This window comes from Zestomonas insulae, from assembly GCF_016901015.1.
Classification (GTDB): domain Bacteria; phylum Pseudomonadota; class Gammaproteobacteria; order Pseudomonadales; family Pseudomonadaceae; genus Aquipseudomonas; species Aquipseudomonas insulae.
Genome location: NZ_JAFEUP010000001.1, coordinates 828,266 through 844,009, shown reverse-complemented (window position 1 = coordinate 844,009; position 15,744 = coordinate 828,266). Strand labels below are relative to the sequence as shown.

Genomic DNA, 15,744 nt, shown 5'->3' with positions numbered 1-15,744 from the left:
ACTGCGATGTTAGGGTGGCGGCTTTGGCATATTTGCCACCGGGGAATCCCCGCATGATCGAGCCATCCGCAACCGGGAGGATCGCTCGTGAAGCCCATGCTGCCGTTACTGCTGTGCCTGGCGCTGCCACTGCACGCCGAAGAGAAAGTGCTGAACATCTATGGCTGGAATGAATACGTCGGCAAGCAGGCGCTGAAGGATTTCCAGGCCGAGACCGGCATCCAGGTCCACTACGACGTGTTCGACAGCATCGACCTGCTGGAAAGCAAGGTGCTCACCGGGCGTAGTGGCTACGACGTGATCTTCCCCGGCATCGCGATGGTCGGTCGCTTCATCCCGGCCAAGGCGCTGCAGCCGATTGACCCGCAGCAGCTCAAGGGCTTCGCCAACCTCGACCCGCAGGTGCTGACGGCCATGCAGGGCGCCGATCCTGGCAACCGCTATGCAGTGCCGTACACCTGGGGTACCACCGGCCTGGCGCTGAACCGCGAGGCAGTGCTGCAGCGCATTCCCGATGCGCCGCTGGACAGCCTCGACCTGCTGTTCAAGCCCGAGTACGCCAGCAAACTGAAGGACTGCGGCATCTCCGTGGTGGATGCGCCGCAGGAAGTGCTGAGCATCGCCTTGCACTACCTGGGCAAGCCGCCGTACAGCAAGGAGCCGGCCGACCTGAAGGCGGCGGGCGAGCTGCTCGCCCAGCTCAAGCCGAACTTGCGCTACATCGGCTTCGGCACCCAGACCAGCGATCTGGCCAACGGCAACCTGTGCCTGGCGCTGACCTACAGTGGCGACGCCAGCATGGCCCAGGCGCAGGCGGCGGATGCCAAGAAGCCGTTCGAGATCATCTACCGCATCCCCCGCGAAGGCACGCTGATGTGGGTCGATACCCTGGCCGTGCCGGTCGATGCGCCGCACCCGGAGGCGGCCAAAGCCTTCATCGAGTTCATGCTGCGCCCGGCGTCGGTGGCCGAGCTGACCAACACGACCTTCTTCGCCAACGCCAACCAGGCGGCCACGCCGATGGTCGACAAGGCGATCAGCGCGGACCCGAACATTTACCCGTCGGCGCAGATGCGCGCCAAGCTGTTCGGCGAGGAATTGATCGCGCCGAAGCTGCTGCGCGAGCGGACCCGCCTGTGGGCGAACTTCCGTACCCACTGACCGGCTGAGGAGGGTAGGGTGAGCCTGAAAATTGCCGAGCGCTGGTTCGAGCGCAAGACCTTGGCCGATGGCGTCACCCTGCTGTGGGAGCCGCACGTGCACCCGCTGCTGCGCTGCAACATCTGGCACGTGCAGGGCCGTGAGCGCGACCTGCTAATCGATACCGGCATGGGCATCGCCAGCCTGCGCGAGGCGGCGCGCGATCTGTTCGGCAAGCCGCTGCTGACCGTGGTCACCCACAGCCATCTCGATCACATGGGCGGCGCGCACGAGTTCGACTGCTGCCTGTGTCACCCGGCGGAGGCCGCCAGCTTCCGGCAGCCGGACCAAGAGGTGGGTTTGGTGCTCAGCAGCGAGCACTGGTTGGCGGCGTACTGCGACGACCTAGACGCGCCGCGGCTGATGATCGATGCCGTGCCGCACGCCGGCTTCGATCCCGCCGCCTGGCGCCTGCAGCCGGCCAGTCCGACCGGCCTGCTGGAAGAAGGCGCGGTTATCGACCTCGGCGACCGGGTCTTCGAGGTGCTGCACCTTCCCGGCCATTCGCCGGGCAGCATCGGCCTGCTGGAGCGGCGCAGCGGCACGCTGTTCTCCGGCGATGCGGTGTACGACGACATCCTCCTCGACCACATCCCCGGCGCCGATCTGCCGGACTATGTGCGTACGCTGGAGCGCCTGCGCGAGCTGCCGCTGACCACGGTGCATGGCGGTCACGAACCGAGCTTCGGCCGCCAGCGCCTGCGCGAGATTGCCGACCACTATTTGGCCCGCTGGCGCGCGGAGCTGCAGTCCGCCGGTTGAGTGGTATAGCTCAACACCTCAGCCGGTTGCCGGGAGCTGCCGGTGGACGGGCTTTGGATCAAAAATAATGAACTGACAGTGCATTATTATTAGTTTGTTGCCTTGAAAATCGGCCGGCACAATGCCGGTCCCGGACGCGGAGCATGTTGCGACTCCACCATTGACCGTCCCCAGGTTGCGCCGGGCCAACCCGCTGTCCTTCATTGCCTACTGCCCCGAGCCATGACCCCGTTCAGTTCTCCGCTAGCCAACTGGTTGCACAGTTTCCTCCCGCATTCCATGAACACCCGCCCGCGCGAATGGTTGCGCGCAGGACTTGGCGCCGCCGTGGGCGTGCTGCTGAGCACCTGGGCCTGCCATTGGCTGTTCGGCGCTGGCGTCGCCAGCCATCTGGTCGGCCCCTTGGCGGCCTCGGCGGTGCTGCTGTTTGCCGTGTCGTCCGGTGCGCTGGCGCAGCCCTGGTCGATTGTCGGCAGCTATCTGGTGGCGACAATCGTCGCGCTGGCGGTGCTGCAGGTCGGCGGGGCGTCGTTGCTCAGCGCCAGCGTGGCGGTCGGCCTGGCCTTGGCGCTGATGTGCCCGCTGCGCTGCCTGCATCCGCCGGGTGGCGCGGTGGCGTTCTGTGTGGTGACCGGCGGGCCGGATGTCGCCGGCCTCGGCGTAGGCGTGCTGACGCCGGTGCTGCTTAATGCGCTGGTCCTGCTGGGCTGCGCGCTGCTGTACAACAACCTGACCCGCGTACGTTACCCCAAGGCGCACGCGCAGCCAGCGGCGGAGCTGCACCACACCCAGGATGTCGCGCCGCAGCAGCGGGTCGGCTTCACCGCGGCCGACCTCGACCACGCGCTGGAGGACCTCGGCGAGTTTGTCGACGTGACCCGCGAGGACCTCGAGCAGATCATCCGCGCCACCGAGAAGCACGCGCTACGGCGCAGCATGGGCGATATCCGTGCCGGGCAGATCATGTCGCGCGACGTGCAGTGTGCGACGCCCGACACCACCCTCGAGCAGGCCCTGCGTCTGCTCGAATACCACCACCTGAAGGCGCTGCCGGTGCTCGACGAGACACGTCGGCTGGTTGGCGTTGTCAGTCTGATCGACTTGCTCGGGCATTCGCGCCGCGCGCCGCGCTCGGACTTCCTGGCGCGCTTCGGCCTGCGCCGTGACGTGCCGCTGAGCAAGGTGATGAGCCATCCGGTGACCTGCGTGGACAGCAACGCGCATGTGGTCGAGCTGATTCCGCTGCTGTCCGAGCAGGGCCTGCACTGCCTGCCGGTGCTAGAGGCCGGCGAGCTGGTCGGCATCATCACGCAGACCGACCTGATCGCCGCGCTGCACCGCGACCTTATCGTGCACCTGGGCTGAGCTGCAGGCGCAGCGCGGCGCGTGCCTAGATCGCCGGGTCCCAGCGCTGCGACCAGTCGCTGTCGGCGCGCACCACTTCGCGGAGCAGGACGAAGGCCTGCTGCAGCACTTCCGAGTCGCGTTCGCGGGAGTACACCAGGTAGGTCGGGTAGCTGAACTCGGGGGCCTTGTCGACGCGCTCGAGCACGCCGCTGTCGAGGTAGCTCTGCACCACGCGGCTGCGGAAGTAGCCGGTGCCGCCGTGTTCGAGGATGTACTGCAGGGCCAGTGGGCCCAGGTTGAAACTCAGCGCGGCCTTGGCCTTGTCCGGAAGCGCGGCGTCGTGCTGGCGGCGGAAGCCGTCGCCCCAGTCGATGTAGACATAGGGCTCGGCGAGGCCCGGCGCGCGGATCTGGATGAGCTTCTCCTCGAGTAGCTCCTCGACCTGCATGCCCGGCCAGTAGGCCGGCTGGTAGACCAGCGCGGCGTCCAGCACGCCGAGTTCGACCTGGCGCAGCAGGCGCTGCGCATCGCCGACTTCGGCGCGGATCGCGTGGCTGGGGATGCCCTCGCGCAGGCGCCGCACCCAGCTGAGCATCAGCGGGTTGCACAGACTGACCTCGCCACCGACGTGCAGCACGTTGCGGTAGCCCTCGAGCAGCGGCAGGTCGCGCTGCGCCGCCTCCCAGGTCTGCACCAGCTGGTTGGCATAGACCACGAAGGCTTCGCCGTCGGCGGTCAGCCGCGCGCCGGCGCGGTTGCGCACGAACAGCTTGCAGCCGAGCTGGCCTTCGAGGTTCTGCACCCGCGCGGTGATCGCCGTCTGGGTGACGTGCAGGCGCTCGGCGGCGGCGATGAAGCTGCCGCAGCGGGCGATCTCCAGGAAGGTGCGCGCGAGGTCGAGGTCCATGGCCGGCTCAGAGTGCGCCGAACACCTTCTTCGCCAGGCTGGTCGCGGCGCCGGCCGGGTTCTCGCGGATGCCGGCTTCCTGCACGGCGATCATCTTGAACAGGCCGTCGAGCGCCTCTTCGGTCACGTAGTTCTCGATGCTCGCCGACTTGGCGTTGCCCACGCCGTAGGCGGCGGCCTGGCCGGCGAAGGCGTTGTACTGCTTGGCCAGGCCAACCTGATCGGTGGCCTGCTTGACGATCGGCAGGAACTTGGCGCGAATCTGCTCGCGGCTAGTCTTGTTCAGGTACTGGGTGGCGGCGTCGTCCGGGCCGCTGAGGATGCCCTTGGCGTCCTGCACGGTCATCTTCTTCACCGCGTCGACCAGCAGCGCCTGGGCCTGCGGTACCGCGGCCTCGGCGGCCTTGTTCATGCTGCTTTCCAGCTGCTCGACCTGCGCGCCCATGCCCATCAGCTTCATGGTCTTGGCGGCCTTGCCGAGGTTGCCCGGCAGCTCGATGCGCACGTCCGGGTTGTCGTTGAAGCCACCCGGCTTGCCGAGCTGCTGCACGGCGACCTTGGCGCCCTGGGTCAGCGCATCCTTGAGGCCGCCGCTGGCGTCGCTCTGGCTGAGGTCGCTGAGCGACAGGGCCAGGGCGTTGGCGGACAGGGCGAGGGCGGAGCAGAGCACGAGCAGTCGGGACATGGTGGCTTCCTTGGATGAGCGATGCGGCCGAGCTTAGCAGGCGTGCCGGGTGCTGGGTCTATTGGGTCCCCGCCTGCGCGGGGGCGACGGCTGAAACACCGCCGCATTTCACCCCGTCATTCCCGCGAAGGCGGGAATCCAATGACTCACCCGGCTGGCAGCTACACCGCCGCCGGCTCGTCCTCGGCACGTTCCAGCGCGACCTGACGGATCGACAGGCGAATTTCCGCCGGCAGCACGCGCTTGGCCACGCCTTCGACCACTTCGGCGAGCTGCGGGTGGTGGCTGAGCTTGCCGGCCTCGTCGCGGCGCAGCACGCCTTCGTCGAGCAGGGTCTGGATGAAGTGGCGGAACAGCGTCTTGTCGAAGAACTCCGGGGCGTTGAGGCCATGCAGGATCGACAGGCGCTGGGCCATGACCACCGACAGGTCTTCCAGCTCCTCGGCCGACAGCGCGCTCTGGCCGGCGTTGAGCAGCAGCGCGGTGGCCATGTAGAAGCGCTGCAGGGTCGGGGTGATCGCCCGCGACAGCAGGGTCAGCAGGACGAACTGCCGCGAGCTCGGCGCCGGGCGCACGTAGACGTCGGCCTCGATCTTCAGCAGGCCCTGCTCGACCAGCGCGGCGAGCCACTGATCGACCACCGCGTCCAGCTCGTCCAGCGACCAGCGGATGAACAGTTCGGACTGCAGGTAGGGGTACAGCGCGCGCACGAAGCGCAGGATCTGTTCGCGGCCGATCCGCGCGCTGCTCTGGAAGAAGCTGGCGAGCAGCGCCGGCAGGGCGAAGATGTGCAGCACGTTGTTGCGGTAGTAGGTCATCAGGATGGCGTTCTGCTCGTCCAGATAGCAGATCTTGCCGAGGGCATCCTTCTGCTCGGCGACCAGCTGCATGCCCTTGACGAACTCCAGCAGCGCGCGGCCGTCGCCGTCCGGCAGGGTGGTGCAGGGCGAGTAGGGCACCTGGCGCAGCAGGGTCAGGTAGAGGTCGAGCACGCGCACCAGGGCGCTCTCGTCGAGCGCCAGCTTGGGGGTGGAGAGCAGCGCCAGCGCCACCAGGTTGACCGGGTTGATCGCCGCCGCCTCGTTGAGGTGCTGAGCGACGCGCTCAGCCAGGCGGTTGGTGGTGTCGTTGAGCCAGGCCGGGCGGAATTGCGGGCCGAGCTCCTCGTCGCGCCAGCCGGGCTGCTCGTGGTCAAGGAACTCGGCGAGCTTGATCGGCTCGCCGAAGTTGACCCAGACCTGGCCGAAGCGCTGCTTGAGCGCGCCGACCACCTTGAACAGGTCGAAGATCGATTCCTTCTTCTTGGTCGCACCGCGCAGCTCGCCGAGGTAGGTGCGGCCTTCCAGCACGCGCTCGTAGCCGATGTACACCGGCACGAAAACGATCGGCAGGCGGTTGGAGCGCAGGAAGCTGCGCAGGGTGATGGCCAGCATGCCGGTCTTCGGCTGCAGCATGCGCCCGGTACGCGAGCGGCCGCCCTCGACGAAGTACTCGACCGGGAAGCCTTTGCTGAACAGGGTGTGCAGGTATTCGTTGAACACCGCGGTGTACAGCGGGTTGCCCTTGAACGTGCGGCGCATGAAGAAGGCGCCGCCGCGGCGCAGCAGGCTGCCGATCACCGGCATGTTGAGGTTGATCCCGGCGGCGATGTGCGGCGGGGTCAGGCCGTTGCGGAACAGCAGGTAGGAGAGCAGCAGGTAGTCGATGTGGCTGCGGTGGCAGGGCACGTAGATCACCTCGTGGCCCTGGGCGATCTGCTGCACGCTGTCGATGCGGTTGACGCGGATGCCGTCGTAGATCTTGTTCCAGAACCACGACAACACCACCTCGAGGAAGCGCACCGCGGTGTACACGTAGTCCGAGGCGATCTCGTTGCCGTAGCGCAGCGCGGTGGCTTCGGCCTTGGCCAGGGTGACCTTCTCGCGCTCGGCCTCTTCGGCGATCGCCTGACGCACCAGCGGCGCATGCACCAGGCCTTTGACCAGGTTGCGGCGGTGCGACAGGTCGGGGCCGATCACCGCGGTCTTCTGGTTGCGGAAGTGCACGCGGAGGATGCGGTGGACCATGCGCAGCGTGCGCTCGTGGCCCTTGTCCTGGGCGACCAGCTCGCGCAGGTGGATCGGCGCGGAGAACTGCACGCGGGTCTTGCGGCCGAGGATGAGGATGTTGATCAGCTTGCGCAGACGCCCGGTGACCGCCCAGCTGTCGGCGAACAGCAGCTTCCACGGGCTGGTCTCGCGATCCGGCGAGAGGCCCCAGAACACGCTGACCGGAATGATCTGCGCGTCGTCCACGGCGTGCTGGCCGAGCGCGTTGACCAGACGAACCAGGGTCGGCGAGGCGCCGCGCTTGTCCTGACCGCCCAGCCAGCCCGGTTCTGGCGTCAGGTAGAAGAACCCGGCCGGCTCCTGCTGGTCGCCCACCGCGACCGGTAGCACCGGACGCGGCAGGCCGGCCTTGGTGCACTCATGGTCGACCACCGCGAGGTCGCTGACGGACGGCTGCTGCATCACGTAGAACACCGGCTTGCTGCGGTCGAGGCGCAGGCTGAACGCCGATTGATTGATGGTCTCGGAACGGACCCAGAGATACAGCAGGCGGCGCAAGGCGCCGAAGGCGAGGCGGTGCAGTGGGGAGCGGGTCATACGGGGTCTGCGGTGCTATGTGGAACGAGCGTGCGCTCGGGGTCGCTAGTGTGCCGGATTCAGGCCCCTGCGGCAAAAGTCCGGCAGGTGGTCGGGCGGCGGATTGAGCGGCCCGGGGCGGGTCTATTCTTGTCGCCACGGTCCTACGTGTGGAGGTGCGTCATGAAACGGCTTTCCGCAGTCTGTCTGCTGGCCCTGCTGCCGAGTAGCGCGTTGCTCGCACAAACGGTGGTGCCGCTCAACGGCCAGAGCAGCCAACAGGTCCAGCAGGACATGGACTACTGCCAGGGCGTGGCCAGCAACGCGGCGAGCAGCGCCGGCACCAGCGACCCGCATGTCGGCGGGCGGGCGCGCGGCGCCGCGGCAGGCGCGGCGGCCGGCGCCACGGTCGGCGCGGTGCGCAGCAATCGCTACGACAACGTCGACGACGACGTGAAGCGCGAGTACCGGCAGAACCGTGCCGGGGAGGCCGCCGCGGCCGGTGCGGTGGTTGGCGGCATGCGCCAGCGTCAGGAACGCCGCCAGGACCGGCGCAGCGACGCCGAGGCGCAGAGCTCGGCGAGCAGCACCGCCTACAGCAGCTGCCTGCAGGGCCGCGGCTACCAGATTTCGCCCTGAGAGTCGGGCCACCGTCTGGCGCGAGGTGCGCCCCGGCACCTCGCGCGACGTCCTTTGCCGGCCCGATCAGCCGCCTGGCGCGCAAGAAAATCCCGCCTGTTTTGCAACTTTCCGAAACTTTGGCTGTCTTGCTTAGCCGCCAAGGGACTCCTTATAGTCCCGCCGGCTTTTCAGCGACCCATCTTGCTGTGCGTGCGGGTGGCGGGGTGGGTCTTCATCGTGATGGTGAGAGACCATGATCGAAATAAAAAATCTAACGAAGCGATTCGCTCAGCACACCGCGGTGGACAACCTGTCCTTCCGCGTTCAAGAGGGGGAGGTGTTGGGATTCCTGGGCCCGAACGGCGCCGGTAAATCCACCACCATGAAGATGCTCACCGGGTTCCTCGCGCCGACTTCCGGCACCGCGAGCGTGCTCGGTTTCGATATCCAGACCCAGACGCTCAAGGCCCAGCGGCAGATCGGCTACCTGCCGGAAGGCGCGCCGTGCTACGGCGACATGACCGTGCGCGGGTTCCTCGAATTCATCGCCGAAGTGCGCGGCTTCCGCGGCGCCGCCAAGCGCCAGCGGGTCGAGCACGCGGTGGCCCAGGTCGAGCTCGACAACGTGCTCGGCCAATCCATCGAAACCCTGTCCAAGGGCTTCAAGCGCCGCGTCGGCCTGGCCCAGGCGATCCTCCACGATCCCAAGGTGCTGATTCTCGACGAGCCCACCGACGGCCTCGACCCGAACCAGAAGCACCAGGTGCGCGGCCTGATCCAGAGCCTGTCGAAGGACAAGATCGTGATCATCTCCACCCACATCCTCGAGGAAGTCAGCGCGGTGTGCAGCCGCGCGGTGGTGATCGCCCAGGGCCGCCTGCTCGCCGACGGCACGCCGTTCGAGCTGGAAAGCCGCTCGCGCTATCACCAGGCGGTCACCCTGGTCGGCGCCGAAGCGCTGGATCAGGCGGCGCTGGCTGCTCTGCCGGGCGTCAGCGGGGTCGAGGTCAACGAGCTGGAACACAGCCTGACCGTGCTGGCGCAGCCGGGCCAGGTGATCTTCCCGCAGGTCAATGCGCTGCTCGCCCAGCGCGGCTGGTCGGTGAAGGAAGTCAATGTGGAGCGCGGCCGCCTCGATGAGGTGTTCCGCAGTTTGACCCGGGGAGAGGTGGTATGAAGCAGTTGCCGGTAGTCTTCAAGCGCGAGCTGGCGAGCTACTTCGCCACCCCGTTGGCCTATGTGTTCATCCTCATCTTCCTGGTGCTGTCCGGGGTGTTCACCTTCTATCTCGGTGGTTTCTACGAGAGTAACCAGGCCGATCTGGCGCCGTTCTTCAACTTCCACCCCTGGCTGTACCTGTTCCTGGTGCCGGCCGTGGCGATGCGCCTGTGGGCCGAGGAGCGCAAGTCCGGCTCCATCGAGCTGCTGATGACCCTGCCGATCACCCGCGCCGAAGCGGTGCTGGGCAAGTTCCTCGCCGCCTGGGTGTTCGCCGGTATTGCCCTGCTGCTGACCTTCCCTATGGTGATCACCGTCAACTACCTGGGCGAGCCGGACAACGGCGCGATCTTCACCGGCTACTTCGGCAGCTGGCTGCTAGCCGGCTCCTACCTGGCGATCGGCTCGTGCATGTCGGCGCTGGCGAAGAACCAGGTGATCGCCTTCATCCTCGCCGTGAGCATGTGCTTCCTGTTCATCGTCAGCGGCTTCCCGATGGTCCTCGACAGCCTGGATTGGGCCCCGCAGTGGTTGATCGACGCGGTGTCGTCGCTGTCCTTCCTGACCCGTTTCGACGCGATCAGCAAGGGCGTGATCGACCTGCGCGACCTGCTGTATTTCGTCAGCCTGATCGCCGCCTGGCTGGCTGCCACCGCCGTGGTGGTCGACCTGAAGAAAGCCGACTGAGGATGCCCGCATGAAGAAGTTGATGTATTCCAGCGCCGGGCTGCTGCTCATCGCCCTGGCGTTTCTCGCGTTCAACATGTTCTCCAGCCTGGCGCTCACCGATGCGCGCCTGGACCTGACCGAACAGAAGCTCTACACCATCTCCGACGGCACCAAGAAGATCCTTGGCAGCATCGACGAGCCGATCAACCTGTACTTCTTCTACTCGAACAAGGCCACCAAGGACATCGTCCAGCTGCGCAACTACGCGCGGCGCGTCGAGGAGCTGCTCAAGGCCTACGAGCGCGAGGCGGACGGCAAGATCAAGCTGCACATCGTCGACCCGGAACCGTTCTCCGAGGACGAGGACCGCGCCGCCGGCTTCGGCCTGCAGGCGGTGCCGCTGAACCAGAGCGGCGACCAGGTGTACTTCGGCCTGGCCGGCACCAACGGCGTCGACCAGACCCAGGTGATCCCGTTCTTCCCGCTCGATCACGAGGAGTTCCTCGAGTACGACGTCAGCCGCCTGGTGCAGAGCCTGGCCAAGCCGGAACTGCCGGTGGTCGGCCTGCTGTCCAGCCTGCAGATCAACGGTGGCTTTGACATGGCCGCGCGCCAGCCGACTTCGCCGTGGATGCTGATGGAAGACGTGCGTCAGCAGTTCAAGGTGGAGAGCCTGCAGCCCAAGCTCGACAAGATTCCCGACGCGGTTTCCGTGCTGCTGCTGGTGCACCCCAAGGACCTGCCGCAGCAGACCCTGTACGCCATCGACCAGTTTGTCCTGCGCGGCGGCAAGCTGCTGGTGTTCGTCGACCCGCTCAGCGAGGCCGACCACAGCACGCCGGTGCCGGGCGACATGGGCGGCGCCGACAAGTCGTCGAACCTCGAGCCGCTGTTCAAGGCCTGGGGCCTGCGCCTGGTGCCGGACAAGGTGCTCGGCGACGGTTCCTACGCGATGGCGGTGAGCATGGGCCAGGGCCAGCGCTCGGTGCGCCATCCGGCCTGGCTGAGCCTGCCGAAGAACGCCATCAACCAGGATGACGTCAGCACTGCCGGTCTGGAGAGCATCACCGTGGCCACCGCCGGCATTCTCGAATCGGTGGAGGGCGCGAAGACCAGCTTCACCCCGCTGATCCAGAGCTCGCAGTACGCCATGCCGTTCGATGCGCAGCGCTTCGCCATGCTGCAAAACCCCGAGCCGCTGATTCGCGAGCTGCAGCCGACCGGCGAGCGCTATGCCATTGCCGCACGCATCAGCGGGCCGGCACAGAGCGCCTTCCCCGAGGGCATCGAGGGCCACAAGGACGGCCTCAAGGAGGCGGCCAACATCAACGTGATCGCCGTCGCCGACACCGACATGCTCACCGACCGTATGTGGGTGCAGGTGCAGGAAATGTTCGGCCAGCGCGTACCGCAGCCGTGGGCCGACAACGGCAGTTTCGCGATCAACGCGCTAGACAACCTGGCCGGCTCCGATGCGCTGATCAGCGTGCGTTCGCGTGGCCGCTTCAGCCGCCCGTTCACCGTGGTCGAGGCGCTGCAGCGCGACGCCGAAGTGCAGTTCCGCGAGAAGGAAGAAACCCTGCAGACCCAGCTCAGCCAGACCGAGCAGAAGCTCGCCGAACTGCAGCAGAAGCAGGACCCGAGCAAGGTGCAGGAACTGACTCCGGAGCAACAGGCCGCGGTGCAGCAGTTCATCCAGCAGAAGCTCACTCTGCGCAAGGAACTGCGCGAGGTGCGCTACCAGCTCAACGCCAATATCGAGGCGCTGGGTCGCACCCTGAAGATGGCCAACATCGTGCTGGTGCCGGTGCTGCTGACCCTCGGCGCGCTGGCGCTGGTGCTCTGGCGCCGGCGTCGGCAGTCCTGAGGAGGCGCGTATGGGACGCAAATCTTTAGTCGTGCTGGCGCTGATCGCGGCGCTGCTCGCGGCAGGCTACTTCTGGCTGCAGCGCACGCCCGAGGCACCGCCAGCGGCCAGCGCACGGGCGCCGCTGCTGCCGAGCCTGCAAGGGCGGGTCGCCGAGGTCAGCGCGATCGAGGTCGACAGTCCGACGCAGCCGGCGGTCAAGCTGGAGCGCCAAGGGGCGAACTGGGTAGTGCCGGCCAAGGCCGGCTATCCGGCCGCGCCGAGTGCGGTCGGCGCGCTGCTGCGTGCGCTGGTCGAGGCGCGCCAAGTCGAGGCCAAGACCAGCAACCCGCAGCTGCATGCGCAGCTCGGTCTGGCGGAGCAGGGCGAGCAGCGCGCTACGCGGATCAGCCTGGCGCTGCCGGACAACCCGGCGCTGGCGCTGCTGGTCGGCAAGCCGGCGCAGCAGGGCGGCGGTCAGCTGGTGCGGCTGCTGGGCGACAATCAGGTGTGGCTGATCGACAAGCCGATCAGCCTGCCGCTGGAGGAGCTGCAATGGCTCGACCGGCGCGTCGCGGCGATCGATTTCGCCAGCATCCAGCAGATCGAGCTGCGCTACGCCAACGGCCAGACGCTGACGGTGTACCGCGACAAGGCCGAGGAGCCGAACTTCCGCGTCAAGCAGCTGCCGGCCGACACCAAGGTGCAGTTCGAGGCGGCGGCCAACGGCATGGCCAATCTGTTCGGGCGTCTCGACTTCGCCGACGCCGCGCCGCTGGCGCAAATCCGCTTCGGCGAAGCACCGCTGCTCAGCTTCGAGCTGCGCACCTTTGCCGGTGGGCAGGCCAAGGGCGCGCTGTACGGGCAGGGCGAGCAAGTCTGGCTGACTCTGCCGCAGCGTGACGGACTGAGCGCCGAGGTGTTGCCGGGCAAGCCCGACTGGGCCTACCGCATCGAGACGCAGCAGGCCGATGCGCTGACTCAGGCAGCGAAAAAACTGCTCGGAAAATAGCCGGTCGAACCGCTGTAATGCCCGTACGGCGGGCATTACAGCCAATTCTGAAAAAGTCCTTTGCAGCTTTCCTGCTTGCTTTATACTCCGATGGCGGTGGTTCTTTGGGACGTTATGCGATTTCAGCCTTGCTGTGATCGAGGCGCGTCGCCACAGGCCAGGCGATACCTCGTCAGAGGCAATAATAAAATGCGAGTTGGAGAGAGTTGTAATGGCTGATCGTGAGATTGGAACCGTCAAATGGTTCAATGACGCCAAGGGCTATGGCTTCATTCAGCGCGAGAGCGGCGCCGATGTGTTCGTACACTATCGGGCCATCCGTGGTGAAGGTCACCGCAGTCTGAACGAAGGCGAGCGCGTCGAGTTTTCCGTGATTGATGGCCAGAAAGGCCCTCAGGCGGAAGACGTCTCCCGGGCCTGATCGCCCGGAAAATGCAAAAGGCCCGTCACTGACGGGCCTTTTGTTTTGGGGCGCGGCAATTTTCAGCCGGTGCGCCAGGTGATCTCTTCCTCGCCGTCGGCGCTGATACGAATCCAGCGGTCGGCGTCTTCCTCACCTTCCTCTTCCAGCCAGCCACCCGGTGCGCAGCGTACTTCCACGCCCAGTGCGGTGAAGGCCGCTCGTGCGCAAGCCAGGTCGTCGGCCCACGGCGTGCTCGGGCTGTCCAGGTACAGGCTGTGCCAGCTGCCCACCGCTTTCGGCAGCCAGGTCAGCGGGATCAGGCCCGCCGCGCTGTCAATCTCGCACTTGTAGGTCTGGCCTTTCTTGCGCCATTCGGTCGCCGGGCCGAGGGTCTGGCTGAGCCAGCGGATCACGGCGTCGTGGTCGGCGTCCTTGAGGTAGATCTCGATGTCCGGTTGGCGCATGGCGGGGTTCCAGGATTCAGGTGAGTTGCAGCCAATCGTAGCGTACCGCCACGGTGACCTCTAATGGCTGATCGATCACCGCGGCGCGGCGCTCGGCGCTGGCGCGCCAGCCGTGCGGGGTCATCGCCAGCAGGTCGGCGCGGGCCTGCGGCTCGCTCAGGTTGAGGGTGAAGCTGAGCGTTTCGCTGTGCGCCAGCTGCACGCCGGCAGGCAGGTTGCTCAGGTGTTTCTCGTCGTCGTAGTCGCGCACTTCGTCGTAGAGCCGCTCGCGCAGTTCGATCAGGTGCGTGCGGGTCGGGCCGACGCGCAGCAAGCCGCCGCCCGGGGCCAGCAGGCGCAGCGCCTCGCCCCAGTCCAGCGGGCTGAACACGCTGGCCAGCAGCTGACAGCTGGCGTCGGCCAGCGGCACGCGGGCCATGCTGGCGACCATCCAGGTCAGTTGTGGCGCGCGCTTGCAGGCACGCTTGACCGCTTCCCGGGAGATGTCCAGAGCATAGCCGGCGGCCTGCGGCAGCGCCTCGGCGAGCTGCGCGGTGTAATAGCCTTCGCCGCAGCCGATATCCAGCCAGGTCTGCGGCGCACGTTCGGCGGCCAGCGCGGCGAGGCGCTGGGCGATCGGTGCGTAGTGGCCGCCATCGAGGAAACGCCGACGCGCCTCGACCATTGCCTGGTTGTCGCCGGGGTCGCGGCTCTTCTTGTGCTGTACCGGCAGCAGGTTGAAGTAGCCCTGGCGCGCCCGATCGAAGCGATGGTTGGCCGGGCACGCCGCGCCGTTGTCGATCAGGCTCAGCGGCTCGCGGCACAGCGGGCAGGTAAGCATCAGGCGAGCAGCCGCTGCAGGGTGTGCTGGTAGATGTCGGTCAGCAGGTCCAGATCGCTGGCCAGCACGCGCTCGTCGACCTGGTGGATGGTCGCGTTGACCGGGCCGAGTTCGACCACCTGGGTGCCCAGGGTGGCGATGAAACGGCCGTCCGAGGTGCCGCCGGAGGTCGACGGGGTGGTCTCGCGGCCGGTCACCGTGCGGATGCTGGCGGCCACTGCGTCGAGCAGCTCGCCCGGTTCGGTGAGGAACGGCAGGCCGGAAAGCGCCCAGTTCAGCTGGTAGTCCAGACCGTGTTTGTCGAGGATCGCTGCGACGCGCTGCTGCAGGCCCTCGACCGTCGATTCGGTGGAGAAGCGGAAGTTGAACACCGCGACCAGGTCGCCGGGGATGACGTTGGTCGCGCCGGTGCCGGCGTTGAGGTTGGAGACCTGGAAGCTGGTCGGCGGGAAGAACGCGTTGCCGTCGTCCCAGTGCTCGGCGGCCAGCTCGGCCAGCGCCGGCGCAGCCAGGTGGATCGGGTTGCGCGCCAGGTGCGGGTAGGCCACGTGGCCCTGCTTGCCGCGCACGGTCAGGGTGCAGCCCAGCGAACCCCGCCGACCGTTCTTGACGATGTCGCCGACCAGGCTGGTGCTCGACGGTTCGCCGACGATGCACCAGTCGAGGCGCTCGCCGCGCGCGCGCAGGCGCTCGACCACCGCCTTGGTGCCGTGCTGGGCCGGGCCTTCCTCGTCGCTGGTGATCAGAAAGGCGATGCGCCCTTTGTGGTCGGGGTGCGCGGCGACGAAGCGCTCGACGGCGATGATCATCGCCGCCAGGCTGCCCTTCATGTCCGCGGCACCACGGCCGCAGAGCATGCCGTCGGCGTCGATCAGCGCCTCGAACGGCTGATGCTGCCAGGCCGCGCTTGGGCCGGTCGGCACCACGTCGGTATGCCCGGCGAAGCACAGCACCGGGCCTTCGCCACCGCGCACCGCCCAGAAATTGTCCACCTCCTCGATGCGCATGGCTTCGACCTGAAAGCCGAGGGCCGCCAGGCGGCGCATCATCAGCTCCTGGCAACCTTCGTCCAGCGGGGTGACCGATGGGCGGCGAATCAGGTCGCAGGCGAGCTCGAGGGTAGGGGAGAGGGCGGTCATTGCGGCTCCAGAACAACAGTCGACGAC

At 67.1% G+C, this 15,744-nt stretch carries 15 protein-coding genes; 9 read left to right on the top strand and 6 right to left on the bottom strand.

Features of this window, described 5'->3' with window-relative positions; all coding sequences use genetic code 11:
- Window positions 1–96: 96 nt before the first annotated feature.
- From JQX08_RS04080 to JQX08_RS04070, 3 genes are all read left to right on the top strand, one after another.
- A complete protein-coding gene (locus JQX08_RS04080; protein WP_204914914.1) occupies window positions 97–1,161 on the top strand; it encodes an extracellular solute-binding protein in 1,065 nt (354 codons plus the stop codon).
- Between the two features lie 18 nt (window positions 1,162–1,179).
- Window positions 1,180–1,962, top strand: a complete 783-nt coding sequence (locus tag JQX08_RS04075; RefSeq protein ID WP_346727574.1) for an MBL fold metallo-hydrolase — start codon at window positions 1,180–1,182, stop codon at window positions 1,960–1,962.
- Between the two features lie 279 nt (window positions 1,963–2,241).
- Window positions 2,242–3,327, top strand: coding sequence for an HPP family protein (locus JQX08_RS04070; RefSeq protein WP_346727573.1), 1,086 nt, complete (start codon window positions 2,242–2,244; stop codon window positions 3,325–3,327).
- A gap of 25 nt (window positions 3,328–3,352) precedes the next feature.
- Here JQX08_RS04070 and JQX08_RS04065 read toward each other — a convergent pair whose 3' ends face one another.
- The 3 genes from JQX08_RS04065 to plsB all read right to left on the bottom strand — a co-directional run bounded on the left by JQX08_RS04065 (window position 3,353) and on the right by plsB (window position 7,546).
- The gene (locus JQX08_RS04065; protein WP_204914910.1) at window positions 3,353–4,216 is read right to left on the bottom strand and encodes a LysR family transcriptional regulator; all 864 of its coding nucleotides are present in this window, start codon (window positions 4,214–4,216) and stop codon (window positions 3,353–3,355) included.
- Window positions 4,217–4,223: 7 nt separating this feature from the next.
- Entirely contained in the window at window positions 4,224–4,901 is a 678-nt protein-coding gene (locus JQX08_RS04060; protein WP_204914908.1) for a DUF4197 domain-containing protein, read from the bottom strand.
- A gap of 161 nt (window positions 4,902–5,062) precedes the next feature.
- On the bottom strand, window positions 5,063–7,546 hold the full coding sequence (plsB, locus tag JQX08_RS04055; RefSeq protein WP_204914906.1) for a glycerol-3-phosphate 1-O-acyltransferase PlsB: 2,484 nt from the start codon (window positions 7,544–7,546) through the stop codon (window positions 5,063–5,065).
- A gap of 162 nt (window positions 7,547–7,708) precedes the next feature.
- Between plsB and JQX08_RS04050 the strand changes: the two genes are divergently transcribed.
- From JQX08_RS04050 to JQX08_RS04025, 6 genes are all read left to right on the top strand, one after another.
- Window positions 7,709–8,164, top strand: coding sequence for a YMGG-like glycine zipper-containing protein (locus tag JQX08_RS04050; RefSeq protein ID WP_204914904.1), 456 nt, complete (start codon window positions 7,709–7,711; stop codon window positions 8,162–8,164).
- A gap of 235 nt (window positions 8,165–8,399) precedes the next feature.
- The gene (locus JQX08_RS04045) at window positions 8,400–9,323 is read left to right on the top strand and encodes an ABC transporter ATP-binding protein (protein ID WP_204914902.1); all 924 of its coding nucleotides are present in this window, start codon (window positions 8,400–8,402) and stop codon (window positions 9,321–9,323) included.
- On the top strand, window positions 9,320–10,051 hold the full coding sequence (locus JQX08_RS04040; protein ID WP_204914900.1) for an ABC transporter permease subunit: 732 nt from the start codon (window positions 9,320–9,322) through the stop codon (window positions 10,049–10,051). The genes JQX08_RS04045 and JQX08_RS04040 overlap by 4 nt, the downstream gene beginning before the upstream one ends.
- Window positions 10,052–10,061: 10 nt before the next feature.
- Window positions 10,062–11,900, top strand: a complete 1,839-nt coding sequence (locus tag JQX08_RS04035) for a GldG family protein (protein ID WP_204914899.1) — start codon at window positions 10,062–10,064, stop codon at window positions 11,898–11,900.
- Between the two features lie 10 nt (window positions 11,901–11,910).
- A complete protein-coding gene (locus JQX08_RS04030; RefSeq protein WP_204914897.1) occupies window positions 11,911–12,891 on the top strand; it encodes a DUF4340 domain-containing protein in 981 nt (326 codons plus the stop codon).
- 211 nt (window positions 12,892–13,102) lie between these two features.
- Window positions 13,103–13,312: a cold shock domain-containing protein gene (locus JQX08_RS04025; RefSeq protein WP_204914895.1), complete on the top strand. Its 210-nt coding sequence runs from the start codon at window positions 13,103–13,105 to the stop codon at window positions 13,310–13,312.
- A 62-nt stretch (window positions 13,313–13,374) separates the two neighbouring features.
- Here JQX08_RS04025 and JQX08_RS04020 read toward each other — a convergent pair whose 3' ends face one another.
- The 3 genes from JQX08_RS04020 to dapE are packed head-to-tail and all read right to left on the bottom strand — an operon-like array spanning window position 13,375 to window position 15,717.
- Window positions 13,375–13,758, bottom strand: a complete 384-nt coding sequence (locus JQX08_RS04020) for a hypothetical protein (RefSeq protein ID WP_204914893.1) — start codon at window positions 13,756–13,758, stop codon at window positions 13,375–13,377.
- A 16-nt stretch (window positions 13,759–13,774) separates the two neighbouring features.
- Window positions 13,775–14,578 (bottom strand): putative RNA methyltransferase, encoded by an 804-nt coding sequence (locus JQX08_RS04015; RefSeq protein ID WP_204914891.1) that lies wholly within the window; start codon window positions 14,576–14,578, stop codon window positions 13,775–13,777.
- The gene (dapE, locus tag JQX08_RS04010) at window positions 14,578–15,717 is read right to left on the bottom strand and encodes a succinyl-diaminopimelate desuccinylase (RefSeq protein WP_204914889.1); all 1,140 of its coding nucleotides are present in this window, start codon (window positions 15,715–15,717) and stop codon (window positions 14,578–14,580) included. The genes JQX08_RS04015 and dapE overlap by 1 nt, the downstream gene beginning before the upstream one ends.
- Between the last annotated feature and the right edge of the window lie 27 nt (window positions 15,718–15,744).